We start from the raw sequence: 12407 nt of genomic DNA, 5'->3' as shown, positions 1-12407 counted from the left end.
ATGTTCAATCCAGCCAACATCCAGATGGGCATGACGGCAAGGGACCGGGACGGGGAGCGGCTGGGCACCATCATCGCCGTGGACGCGGGGGGCTTCTTCATCGGGCAGGGGGGCCTCTTCACGCGCGACTGCCGGGTGGCCTTCTCCGACGTGACGGACATCGACCGGGACGACGTGTACCTGCGCGAGCCCCTGGCGCGCCTGCCGGGCGTCAGGCCCGACGCGCTCGGCGCGGGCCACGCGCCCAGGCCGGCCCCCGGCGTGGCCCTGCAGCACGACCTCACCGGCGGCCTGGGCCTGCAGCCCGGGGATTTGGAGCAGGCGCGCATGGACAGCGCGAAGTTCCAGGACCACGGCCGGTATGACGTGGGCGAGGGCGAGGTGGACGCCAGCGTGGTGGCGGTGAGGCAGCCGTCCATGGGGGTGGAGCAGCGCGCCGCGCGCGACGAGGACGCCCTGCCGCGCCGCGACGCTCCGCGGGACACGGACCCGGGCACGCGCCGCTAGCCCGCCCGGCGTTTCAGTCCGGGCCGTCCGAGTCCTGGGGAGGGGAGGACGCCACGTCTCCGTCGACCTTCAGGCCCCGGCGCCGGCGGTAGCGCCGGATGCCGCGCTCCAGCGGCCGCAGGCCCGCGAGCGCCAGCAGGGCGATGGCCATGGTGGCCCCGGCGGCGAAGTAGAAGCCCAGGCCCGCCGCCAGGCCCACGGAGGCGGTGAGCCACAGGTTGGCGGCCGTCGTCAGCCCCTTCACCTGGCCGCCATGGCGCATGATGACGCCCGCGCCCAGGAAGCCGATGCCCACCACCACCTGGCTGGCGATGCGGCTGATGTCGCCCCGCGTCCCATCCGGGCTGCCGGTGGACAGCGTCGCCTCGATGAAGACGCTGGCCAGGGTGAAGCAGCACGCGCCCAGCGACACCAGCATGTGCGTGCGCAGCCCGGCGGCCTGGCCGCTCAGCTCCCGCTCCAGCCCCAGCACGCCGCCGAACAGGGCGGCCAGGGCCAGCCTCACCGCGATGGTCGTCTCGTCCACGGGGGACGAGCCTACTCACCCAGCTCTATCTTCTCGTCGGTATCGGCTTCGGTGAGTTGGGGATTGGGCAGCGTGTTCAGCGTGGCGCCCAGCAGCTTGCTGGAGGGCACCACGTAGGGCTCCACCTCCGAGCCCAGCTCCTGGACGTACTGGGCGGTGCGCTGCGCGTAGTCCTCGTCCTTGGAGCCCCAGCTCCCGGCGGCCTCGGCGGACCAGACCTCCTCGCCGTCCCGGCACCGCGTCAGCTTCGCCTGCACCGAGGCCTCCGCGCCGTCCCCCTTGAGGGCCACGCTCGGCTCCAGCCAGAGCACGCCCTCGATGCCCTCCACGCACAGGCCCTTGAAGGACACGTCCTCCGGCCGGTCGGGCAGCGCCAGGTTGCTCTTCACGATGAAGTCGCGGTTCTGGTTCACCCACTGGCGGGCGATGAGGCTCCACAGCTCGCCCACCGCGGGCTTGCTGTCGGGCAACGGCTGCGTCACCACCACCAGCCGCTTCACCTGCTGCTTGTCCACCTGCTCGTAGTCGGCGCGCAGCCGCTGGCTCTTCACCGTGGAGCAGGCCGCCAGCATTCCCAGCCCGAGCACGGGCCACAGTCGCTTCGTCGTCATGTCCCTCTCTCCCGGCCCCCTTCGTGGAAGAAGGGGGCCTCCGTCAGGCCCCCCTCTGTCCGGCAGGGGCCTCCGTCACTGCCACCGCCGGCGGAAGCTCAGGCCGCCTTCGGCGTGCTGCTGTCGTCGCTGCCGGCCGCGTCCGTCCCGGACGAGGGCGTGCCCGCCTCGCGCTGACGGCGGTCGTGCATGAGCTGCATCACCGCGGCCAGCACGGTGAAGGACACCACCAGCGTGGTGATGAGGCCGATGCACGCCACCAGGCCCATGGAGCGCAGGCCGTTGTGGGCGGCGGCCAGCAGCGCCGCGAAGCCCGCCACCGCCGTCAGCGTGGAGGACGCCACCGCGGCGCCCACGCTGCGCAGCGCCACCAGGGGCGAGGTGCCCTCCAGGAAGCGGTGCAGCAGGTAGAGGCCATGGCTCACCCCGAAGCCCAGGAGGATGGGCAGGATGATGATGTTCATGAAGTTCAGCCGCAGGTCCGTCAGCGACATGATGCCCAGCATCATCGCCACGCCCACGCCGAGCGGAATCACCGAGGCCAGCGCCAGCTTCGCGTTGCGGAAGTCCAGGAAGTGCATGGCGAGAATCCACAGCGCCGTCAGCACCACCGTCAGCTTGCCGTCCCACAGCACGATGCTCGCCAGCTTCGCGTAGAGCTGCGTGGCGCCCGCGGCGCGGAACTCCTTCTCCGCCGTGGGGCCCGGCGCGTCCCAGGCGTCCTTGTCGAAGGCGCCCGGCGAGTACTTCGCCCGGATGGAGCGCGTCTCGTCGGCGAACTGCATCATCTTCTTGCCGTCCATCAGGTCCACGCTCGCGTAGATGAACGTGAGGTAGCCGTGGTTCTCCGGCTGGGCGCTGGGCAGGTTCTTGAACTGGGCGGTGTAGTTGGGCGGCACGCCGTGGACGTCGAAGGGCTTGGCGTCCAGCACCTTCTTGAAGAACTCGGCCTTGTCCTGCATCTCCGGCGGCAGCGCGGCCGTGGAGAAGCCCTCGTCCTCGAGCTGCTTCAGCTCCGCCTTCCACTCCGCCAGCACCTTCTCGTTGGCCTTCGCCGTCTCCGCGGGAGGCACGAAGGTGAAGATGCTCACCACCTGGTCGATGGACGGGTACTTCCGCGGGTTCTGCGTCAGCTCCCGGTAGACACCCTCGGCCTCGTCCAGGTCCTTGGTGTAGATGGCCATCGGGTCGCTGGAGATGTTGAAGCGCTCGTTGATTTCGTCCTGGAGCAGCACGGACGACATGCCATCCGGGATGAGCGCGCGGGTGTTGTAGTTGAAGCCGACGCCGTACTTGAGGCGCTCGAACAAGCCGAGCTTCACGCCCTTGGGGACCTCTGCGTCCAGGCCGGCCCAGGGCACCGCGGCGGCGCAGATGAGGGCCACCACGCCGGTGCTGATGGCCAGCACCAGGCCCGGCTTGGGGATGCGCAGCTCCTTGCCCGTGGCGGCGGACGTGTTGGGCGGCGGCTTCATCACGCCGATGAGCTTCTGCGGCAGGGCGGGGTTGATGCGGCCGGCCAGCGCCAGCAGCGCCGCGCTCCACAGGAAGAGGGTGAGGCCGAGGATGAGCGTGCCGCAACCGGCCAGGAAGCCGAACTGGCTGAAGCCGCGGAACTCGCTGACCATCAGCACGAAGAACGAGCCCCCCGTCACCACCGCGGCCACCGCCGCCGGGCGCCCCGCGTTGACGAAGGCGTCGCGGATGGCCACGTCGTACGGCTTGCCCGCGCCCAGCTCCAGCCGGGTGCGGAACATGAAGTGGATGCCGTAGTCGATGCCGAAGCCCATCAGGATGCCGCCCAGGATGGACGTAATCATGTTGAGCTCACCGATGGTCGCGTAGGTGAAGCCCAGCGTGTAGATGGTGCCAATCACCGTGCCGCTGACGACGATGAACGTGGGCGCCAGCTTCCGGAAGAAGACGATGGTGATGAGGAAGATGGCCACCAGCGCGATGACCGTCACTGGGTGCAGCGACTCCTCGATGGCGAACGAGTCGTCCACCGTCGTCTTGTAGGAGCCGGTGAAGCCGTAGGCGATGCTCGTGGCGCCCTTGCCGTCCTTGGAGCCGTCGCGGGTGTACGAGTTCTTGTCGTAGTCCTCGACGAGCTTCACCGCGCCGGGCTGCGCGGAGTACGCGTCCAGCTGGCCCTTGAGCCGGTCCAGGTACGTCTTCGTCTTGCCAATCTCCGTGGTGTCCCACATCGGCTTGACGAGCATCAGCACCATCTTCTTGTCGGTGGAGATGTTGTAGTCGTCGCGGATGCTCTTCTTGCCGACGGAGGAGTACTTGTCGACGAGGTCCTGCATGTCCAGCTCGACGGGCTTCGAGCCGCCCAGGTCGATGAAGAACGGGTTGCTGCGCTTCAGCTTGTCGCGCAGGAACGCCATGATGCGGCGCTTGCCCTCGACGAGGTCCTCCGTCTTCACGAAGAGGACCATGTTCTGCTGGATGAACTCGACGGGCAGCTTGTAGGAGACGTTGCGGACGTTCTCCTTGTCCGCCTCCATGATTTTCGCCAGGTCGTCCGCGGTGCGCTTGAGGGCGGCCTCGTCCGACGAGCGCAGGGCGACCATGAGGAAGCCGCTGCCGCCCACCATGTCGATGACCTGCTTGACGTCCTTCACCTCTCGCAGGTCCTGCGAGATGAGGTCGAGCTGGTTGGAGTTGATGCGCAGCTTCGACGTCCCCCAGGCGGACAGGCCCAGCAGGGCGAGCAGCACCAGGAGGACGGCCCCGGGCCGGCGGACCAGCAGGCCGGCGAAGGCGTAGGCGAAGCGAGAATGGGAGTTCGGATTTCGGGCGCCGCTCATGCGGCGGCGACCCTACCGGCAAATGCCCCTGCCAGGAAGCAGAGCCCGGCCGCCCGGCCGGTCCCCGGCCTCGGATACCTCCCCATGTCATGCCCGTGTCACGGCGGGCCCCCGGCTCAGGACACGGGCGGGGGGGACAGCCGGAGCACGTCTTCCTGGATTTGCCGGGGGGGCAGGAGGAACGAGCGGGGGTTCTTCACGAAGCGGACGATGGCGGCGCGCAGGAAGGGGAGCGCCTCGCGGGTGGACACGTCCCGGGCGCGCATGGCCACGCCCAGGGCGAGCGCGAAGGAGACGCCGAAGTTGAGCAGGCCGATGACGCCCACCCCGGCAATCGCGGCCAGGAAGTCCGGGTGCAACACGGCCTCCGGCCCCAGCGCGCAGCCGGCGAAGGCCAGCGAGCCGAAGGAGAGGGTGACGTGCCGCACGTCCAGCGGCACCCCGAAGAAGCTGCCCGTCACCGGAATCATGGCCAGCAGGAAGCCCAGCGTGACGCTGCCGCCCACCCCGGCCACGTGGTGCAGGAAGCCGTCCGCGACCCGCCGCGCGCCGGCCTCTCCCAGCACCGCCTTGAGCATCCGGTGCTGCGCCAGGGCCTCCGGCAGGCGCCGGTAGACGACGAAGTTCTCCAGCCACCCGGCCGCCACGCTGGACACCCACAAGAGCACGCCCGTGAAGGCCGCCCACAGCAGGGTGGCGCTGCGCCAGGGGTGCAGCGACTGCACGACGTAGCGGGCCTTGTCCTCGCTCAGCAGGGGGCTGCCCATCACCATGCCGTACAGCAGGGCCAGGGCCACCGCCGCCGGCAGCACGCAGCCCAGGTTGCCCAGGGCCGCCGCGAGCTGCGAGCGGGTGATGCGCGGCAACAGCTCCAGCAGGCGCTCCTGCCGGCCGGCCGCGGAGCCCGACTCTCCCACCGCGCCCGCCAGCGTGGCCGCCGTCATGGACGGCTGCTTGGTGGCCAGGGTGAAGCCCAGAAACTGCATCAGCACGAAGCTGCCGGCGTAGTTGAGGGCGGAGAAGAAGCCCGCGAAGAAGGGCGCCAGCGCCAGCCCGCCGAGGAAGAACTTCAGCGCGGCGGTGAGGGCCGTCAACAGCCCGCCGCCCGCCGCCGAGTGCACCATGGCGTGGAACTCGGCGGGGGTGCTGGTGATGTAGTGCTCGCCGGAGTGGCCGGCGCGCTCGATGACCTTGCGGGCCAGCATCCGGACGTTGCGCTTCACCAGCTCCAGCACGGAGCGGTCCGCGTGCGCCCGCCGCAGCAGGTCCGACAGCAGCGTCACCGCCTCGCGCCAGCGGGGCTCGCCGCGGGGCGCGCCCAGCACCCGGGCAATGGCCTCCATCCGCTCCAGGCTCCGGCGGATGCGCTCCAGCCGGTACACCAGGTCCACGCTGACGCCCGCCGCCTCCAGGTGCCGCGACACGCTGGCCACCACCTGCCGGCAGTCCGCCACGCACGTGGACAAATCCCTCAGTGTGTCGGCCGCCGCGTCCCGGGCGAGCACCGCGTCGCACACCAGGCGGATGCGCAGGAAGGGCGAGCCGCGGAAGGCCGTCTCCGGGCTGCGGTCCCTCACGTCCTCGGCCATGCCCAGCGCGGCCGTCTGCACCGCCAGCAGCAAGAGCGCGTCCAGCAGGTCCGCGCGCACGCGGGTGGCGGGCACCGGCTCCGGCGGCTTCGCGTCGCCCACCAGCGCCGCCAGCTTCGCCAGCAGGGCGGGCGACAGCCCGGCCAGCCAGTCCGCGTCCTCGGGCACCGGGCACAGGCGCAGGAGCAGCTCGGACAGCTTTCCGGGGTCCGGCGGCGCGGGCAGCAGCGCGCGCGCCAGCCGGTCGGAGGCCTCGGAGAAGAAGCCCTGGCCGGCGGGCAGCCCCACCTGGGCGAAGAGCTTCAGCCCCCGGCTGCCATCGCACACCGCGGAGACCAGCCGGGTGACGGTGGCGCGCAGGGCGGGCTCACCCTCCATCACCCGCGCCATCAGCAGCAGGCGGCTGTCGGACGAGGACAGCTCCGGCTCCGCCGGGTCCACCAGCCCATGGGCGGGGATGCGGTCTCTCAGCCACAGCGTCCAGCGCTCCACCCACTCCAGCCGCGCCTCCAGGCCGTCTTCGGGTACCTCGTACAGGAGCCGGTAGAGGTCCCGCACGGCGGAGTGGCCGGGGGCGCGCGGCGCATACTGCACGCAGAAGGCGTCCACCTCGCGGGCGGAGGGGACGGGGCCGCGCACGGGCGCGGGGGTGGTCAGGACGGGGTGGGTTTCAGAGGTGTTCATCGTCCAGGCACTCGGGGGGGGCGCGAGACTATGCGATGACGCGCCGCCCCGGAACCCTTCCAGCGGCCAGGAGCCTGGTGGCCTGGCCGCTAGGTGACACTGAGCTACTTCTTCTTCACCTTCGCCAGCTCCGTGCGCATGCGCGTCAGCAGCAGGTCCCAGCCTCCCTGCTCCATCAGCGGCTTGACCTGCGTGTCGCGGATGTCGGTGAGCATGGAGGAGCCGAGCACCGTCACGTCCACCACCTTCCACGCGGCGGCGTCCTTCGCGAGCCGGTACTTCAGCTTCATCTCCTGCGTCTTGAGCGGGTGCTTGATGAAGATGGTCGACGCCACCGTCGCCTCGGTGCCCTTCACCTCGGCGGGCTCGTAGGTGATGGAGTCCAGGTTCTTGAAGTTCTCACGCACGCGCGGGAAGGCGATTCCGGCGAAGAGGTCCTGGAAGAGCTGGACGAACTCCTTGCGCTGGGCGTCGGTGCCCTTGGTCCACGCGTCGCCGAGCAGGAACTTCCCCTGCTCCTCGCTGCCGAAGTGCTTCAGGGCGGCGGCGTCGCGCTCGTAGCGCACGGACTGCACCACCGTCTTCACGGGCTTGGCGACCGCATCGTCCTTGGGCGCGGCGAGCGCGGGGACGGTGAAGGCCAGGGTGGCCAGGAAGGTCAGGGTACGGAAGCGGGCGTTCATGTCGGGCGGTCCTCTCAGGGGGAATTCGCGGTCACTCTGTTAGCGCAAGGGAACGGCTGACGGCTCGCGAAATTCACTGGCCAAGGGGAGCGGCCGTGCATCCGGGCATGCCTGCCCGCCGGGCGGTTGCGGCGAATGTCACGCCCCTTTTGTACGTTTGACTCCTCTAGGATCAGAGTTTTAGTGTCCGGCCCCCGCGCGATGTGACGCGCCCGTATAGAGACGACATGCCTACCGACTTCCTGTTCACGTCCGAATCCGTCACCGAAGGCCACCCGGACAAGATCGCCGATCAGATCTCCGACGGTGTGCTGGATGCCATCATCGCCAAGGACCCCCAGGCGCGCGTCGCCGTGGAGACGCTCGTCAAGACGGGTCTCGCCATCGTCGCGGGCGAGGTGACGACGAACTGTTACGTGGACATCCCGAAGATCGTCCGCAGCACCATCTGCCGCATCGGGTACACCGACAGCGCCATGGGCTACGACGGCAACACCTGCGGCGTCATGGTGGCCATCGAAGGCCAGAGCCAGGACATTGCCCGCGGCGTGGACAACAAGAAGGAGCAGGGCGCCGGCGACCAGGGCATGATGTTCGGCTTCGCCTGCGACGAGACGCCGGAGCTGATGCCGGCCCCGCTGCACTACGCCCACGCGCTGACCCGCCGCCTGGCGGACGTGCGCCGCAAGCAGCACGACTGGATTCGCCCGGACGGCAAGAGCCAGGTGACGGTGGAGTACCGTGACGGCCGTCCGGTGCGCATCGACGCGGTGGTGGTGTCCACGCAGCACTCGGACGAGGTCTCCAACAAGAAGATTCAGGAGGCCATCCGCGAGGACGTCATCGCGAAGGCGCTGCCCAAGAAGCTCCTCGACAACAAGACGAAGTTCTTCATCAACCCCACGGGCCGCTTCGTGGTGGGTGGCCCCATGGGCGACTCGGGCGTGACGGGCCGGAAGATCATCGTCGACACCTACGGCGGCATGGGCCGCCACGGTGGTGGCGCGTTCAGCGGCAAGGACCCGTCCAAGGTGGACCGCTCGGCCGCGTACATGGGCCGTCACATCGCCAAGACGGTGGTGGCCTCGGGCCTGGCCCGGCGCTGCGAGGTGCAGGTGTCCTACGCCATCGGCGTGGCCGACCCGGTCAGCGTCATGGTGGAGACCTTCGGCACCGCCACGGTGCCGGAGGAGCGCATCGCCAAGGCCGTGAAGCAGGTGTTCGGCCTGCGCCCGCGCGAAATCACCGAGTACCTGGACCTGCTGCGGCCCATCTACCAGAAGACGGCCGCGTACGGGCACTTCGGCCGCTCCGAGAAGGAGTTCACCTGGGAGCGCACCGACAAGAAGGACGCGCTGCGTGAGGCCGCCGGTGGCACCGCGCCGGCCAGCCGCCTGAAGGCCGTCTAGGCCGCACGCTCTTCGTGAGACTCGCGGGCCGCTTCCCACCTGGGGAGGCGGCCCGTGGTGCTTTCAGAGCAGCCCGTGGGCCGTGAGCGCCTCGATGGCGGAGGCGAGCGCGGGCTGCGGCGCGACGGACTTGCCGGGTGGGGACTGCACGGCGCTGACGAAGACGTGGCTGCGCCCGCCGGACGAGGCGACGTGGCCCACCAGCCAGGTGATGTCTCCCTCCGCGTGAGGGTAGGTGCCCGTCTTGGCGCTCAGCACCGCGCCGTCCTTCCAGGGGCCGCCCATGTTGATGCCGTCGCGGATGCTGGCCACGGTGTCCGGGCCCTGCACCAGGGTGGCCTTCACCGCCTCCAGCGTCTTCGGACTCACCGGCAGCTCGCCCTTGTACATGCGGGCGAGGAAGGCGAGCTGCTCGTCGGGGGAGACGCGCAGCGGGCCGCCCAGCCAGAAGCGGGTGATGTCTCCGGAGGTGTCCGCGTTGCCGTAGCGGAAGCGCTTCAGCCACTCCTCCATGCGCTTCTTCCCAATTTGCTTCGCGGTGCCCTGGAAGAACCAGAGCGCGGAGCGGCGCATGGACGTGTCCAGCGTCTGGTCCTGGTTCCACATCTCCACGCGGTGCTTCGTGCCATCCCACTTGCGCACTTCGTCCGTGCTGGAGACGACGCCGGTCTCCAGCGCGATGAGCGCGTGGGGCACCTTGAAGGTGGAGGCCGGCACCAGGCGCTTCGCGCACTTCGCCGCGTCGTTGCGTGTCACCGTCCCCGTCGCGAGGTCCATCAGCAGGAAGCAGCCCGGGTGTGCGGGGGCGGCGGGCTTCGGCTCCGCGGCGGTGCAGAGGGTGGAGGCGAGGGTGGCGAGTGCGAGCAGTCCGGCGCGTGCGTGCCGGAAGGGGTGGGGCTGAGGCATTCCGTGGCTCCTGGGCCGTGGGAGGAAGAGGCGGGCCGGGAGTGCAGCAAGGTCCGGGCCAGCCCGGGCATTCCTGAGACCCCGAGACGGAGCGGTGGAGGCCGTGGGCTCGCGGACACGCGGCAGTGGCCCTCTGGCCGCAGCGCCGAGGGCCCACGTGGGGTGGCGAGACGCGGCCCGGCGCGGAGGCTCGTCCCTTCAAGGACCCGGCCGACCGGTGAGGCCGGAAGGAACGTTCATTCCACGGGCCCCTACGCCCGGCGGCGCCTGGAAGGAACGTTCATTCCGCAGGCCCTACTGCCCGGGGGCACGCGGAAGGAACACTCCTTGAGGACCCCCGCTGCCCGGGGCGGTGCCTGGAAGGAACGTTCATTCCGCGGCTCCTGCCGCCCGGCGGGTGCCTGGAAGGAACGTTCATTCCAAAGGCCGCCCGCTGCCGGAGCCGCCTGGAGGGGATGTTCATTCCGCAGCGGCCAGGGCCCGCCCCACGGGGCGGAGTCGGTCCCCACGCGGTACCGGTTGGGCATTCACGGCCGCGCTCGCTTCGTATGGGCTGCCCCCTCCATGCGCGCGCCGTCCGCGTCCCGGATGCGTCACCGAGCGGAAGCGCGCAAGTCCGTCGCCAGCCCGAACGTCTCCGCCACCAGTTCGTAGGAGCGCATGCGGTCCTCCACCCGGTGGGCCATGGTGCTGAGCATCAGCTCGTCGGCGCCCGTGGCCCTGGCGAGCCGCGTGAGGCCGTCGTGGACCGCCGCCGCATCGCCGATGACCTGCGTGGAGAGGAAGCTGTCCGCGATGGCGCGCTCGGTGTCCGTCCAGGGATGGCGGCGCGCCTCTTCCGGCGAGGGGATGGGGCCCGTCTTGCCGGTATGGATGCGCACCCAGGACAGCGCGAGCGAGCTGGCCACCTCGGTGGCGCGCTCCTGCGTGTCGGCGGCCACCACGCCCACGGCGAGGAGGACTCGCGGCGCGTGGGCGTGGCCCGCCTGGGCGAACCGCTCGCGGTAGAGCTTCACGGCGGGCAGGGTGTTCTGCGGGCTGAAGTGGTGCGCGAAGGAGAAGGGCAGGCCGAGCACTCCCGCGAGCTGTGCGCTGAATCCGCTGGAGCCCAGCAGCCACACCTCCGGCACGCCCTCCGCGCGAGGCACCGCCGGCATCGCGCCGAAGGGCTGGTCCGTGGGCGTCCTGCCGGAGAGCAGGTCGATGAGCTCGCGCACGTCGGAGGTGAAGTCCTCCACGGCGCGCGGGTCCTTCCGCAAGGCGTGGGCCGTCCGGGCGTCGCCGCCGGGAGCGCGGCCGATGCCCAGGTCGATGCGGCCCGGGTGCAGCGACTCGAGGATGCCGAAGCGCTCCGCCACGGCGAGCGGCGCATGGTTGGGCAGCATCACCCCGCCCGAGCCCAGGCGCAGGCGCGAGGTCAGCTGGGCCGCGTGGGCGATGAGCAGGTCGGGCGCGGAGCTGGCGATGCCGGGCATGCCGTGGTGCTCGGCGTACCAGAGCCGGTGGTAGCCGAGCCGCTCCACGTGCTGGGCCAGGCGCAGGCTGTCACGCAGGGCCTGGGTGCTGGTGGCACCGCTGCCGATGGGGGCGAGGTCGAGGACCGAGAGGGGAAGGTTCATGGAGTCTCCTGACCGGCGCGGATGAGTGGGAGCAGGACCTGGTCCACCACGTCCTCGAGGCTTCCGTCGGTGATGGGCTGCTCGGAGATGACGCAGCGGTGGAAGAGCAGCGCGGGGCCCACGTCGAGCACCACCGGTGAGCGGCCCGAGAGCAGGGCGCGCAGCCGGCCGGGCGCGAGCTCGCCCCGCTTCGAGGCCCGCTCGAGCGCGCGGCGCAGGGCCTGACGCTGGCGCTGGAGCAGCTCCTTGCGGAACGCGGTGGCGAGCTCGGGATGGCCGCACGCGGTGGACACCATGCCGCTGAGCACGCGCTGGAGCATCTGCATCCGGGCGCCACCGCCGTGGCCCAGGGCGGTGAGAAGGTCGGCGCGGAGGCTCGTCTGTCGGCCATCCTCGGAGCGCTCGTCCACCGAGGTCAGGGACGCGAGCGCATCCACCGCCAGCTCCTCCTTGGAGGACCAGCGCCGGTAGAGCGTGGCCTTGCCGGCGCGGGCCCGCTCCGCCACCGCCTCCATGGTGAGCTGCTCGTAGCCGACTTCTCCGAGCACCTCGAGCGCGGCGGCGAGAATCTCCGGGTCCCGCGAGCTGTCACGCGGCCGGCCGGGCCGCGCCGGGGCTTCGCTCGTGACCTTCGGGGACATTCCGGGACTCCTCGCCAGCCTGCTCGCCGGTCTCGAATATGGGAACGAGGCGCGTTCCGGAACGGAGTAATATCCGGAACGCAGTGCGGCCAGTAATTCGGTGGAGGCGCGGTGGTGCGGTGCTTCCGGGCCCGGCCGAGCAGGGGGGCTTCCGCGCGGTGCTGGCCGGGCAGCGTGGGGGCTGCCCGCTATCGCCTTGCAGCCCGGGCGGACGGACTTCCTTGCTCGGCTTCCCAGAAGGTGGGCTGTTTCACCGCGCAAGTGAAAGTCGCGACGCCGCTGAAAGCCGCATAGCTTCGTGGCCGGGAAGATTCCTGGGCGCCGCCGTTGGGTGGGCGTGGGTTGCCACGGCACACAAGCAGGGAGCGCGGTCTTGGCTGACGACAAGCCTCGTTCAGGGAGTTCGCGACCGCGCC

General features: G+C 70.5%; 10 protein-coding genes. 2 read left to right on the top strand and 8 right to left on the bottom strand.

Features of this window, described 5'->3' with window-relative positions; translation table 11 throughout:
- Positions 1-507, top strand: a complete 507-nt coding sequence (locus LXT23_RS18345; RefSeq protein ID WP_253981497.1) for a hypothetical protein — start codon at positions 1-3, stop codon at positions 505-507.
- 13 nt (positions 508-520) lie between these two features.
- Here LXT23_RS18345 and LXT23_RS18340 read toward each other — a convergent pair whose 3' ends face one another.
- The 5 genes from LXT23_RS18340 to LXT23_RS18320 form a co-directional block, all read right to left on the bottom strand.
- Positions 521-1033 carry an MgtC/SapB family protein gene (locus LXT23_RS18340; RefSeq protein ID WP_253981496.1) on the bottom strand — a complete coding sequence of 171 codons (513 nt, stop codon included), beginning with the start codon at positions 1031-1033 and terminating at the stop codon, positions 521-523.
- A gap of 11 nt (positions 1034-1044) precedes the next feature.
- Positions 1045-1644, bottom strand: a complete 600-nt coding sequence (locus tag LXT23_RS18335; protein WP_253981495.1) for an MXAN_6521/LA_1396 family lipoprotein — start codon at positions 1642-1644, stop codon at positions 1045-1047.
- Between the two features lie 98 nt (positions 1645-1742).
- Positions 1743-4460, bottom strand: a complete 2718-nt coding sequence (locus tag LXT23_RS18330; protein WP_253981494.1) for an efflux RND transporter permease subunit — start codon at positions 4458-4460, stop codon at positions 1743-1745.
- A 116-nt stretch (positions 4461-4576) separates the two neighbouring features.
- Positions 4577-6733 (bottom strand): site-specific recombinase, encoded by a 2157-nt coding sequence (locus tag LXT23_RS18325; RefSeq protein ID WP_253981493.1) that lies wholly within the window; start codon positions 6731-6733, stop codon positions 4577-4579.
- 104 nt (positions 6734-6837) lie between these two features.
- Positions 6838-7416 carry a Tgt2/MlaC family protein gene (locus tag LXT23_RS18320; protein ID WP_253981492.1) on the bottom strand — a complete coding sequence of 193 codons (579 nt, stop codon included), beginning with the start codon at positions 7414-7416 and terminating at the stop codon, positions 6838-6840.
- A 227-nt stretch (positions 7417-7643) separates the two neighbouring features.
- On the opposite strand from LXT23_RS18320, the gene metK reads away from it, so the two are divergent.
- Positions 7644-8825, top strand: coding sequence for a methionine adenosyltransferase (gene metK / locus LXT23_RS18315; protein ID WP_253981491.1), 1182 nt, complete (start codon positions 7644-7646; stop codon positions 8823-8825).
- Positions 8826-8888: 63 nt separating this feature from the next.
- On the opposite strand, the gene LXT23_RS18310 is transcribed toward metK, so the two are convergent.
- From LXT23_RS18310 to LXT23_RS18300, 3 genes are all read right to left on the bottom strand, one after another.
- Positions 8889-9731, bottom strand: a complete 843-nt coding sequence (locus LXT23_RS18310) for a penicillin-binding transpeptidase domain-containing protein (protein WP_253981490.1) — start codon at positions 9729-9731, stop codon at positions 8889-8891.
- Between the two features lie 593 nt (positions 9732-10324).
- Positions 10325-11350 (bottom strand): LLM class flavin-dependent oxidoreductase, encoded by a 1026-nt coding sequence (locus LXT23_RS18305; RefSeq protein ID WP_253981489.1) that lies wholly within the window; start codon positions 11348-11350, stop codon positions 10325-10327.
- Entirely contained in the window at positions 11347-11991 is a 645-nt protein-coding gene (locus tag LXT23_RS18300; RefSeq protein ID WP_253981488.1) for a TetR/AcrR family transcriptional regulator, read from the bottom strand. The genes LXT23_RS18305 and LXT23_RS18300 overlap by 4 nt, the downstream gene beginning before the upstream one ends.
- Positions 11992-12407 lie beyond the last annotated feature (416 nt).

The sequence above is a fragment of the Pyxidicoccus xibeiensis genome (genome assembly GCF_024198175.1).
GTDB classification, from domain to species: Bacteria; Myxococcota; Myxococcia; order Myxococcales; family Myxococcaceae; genus Myxococcus; species Myxococcus xibeiensis.
Note: the sequence above shows the minus strand (reverse complement) of the source record. Positions and strands in the feature narration are given on the sequence as shown.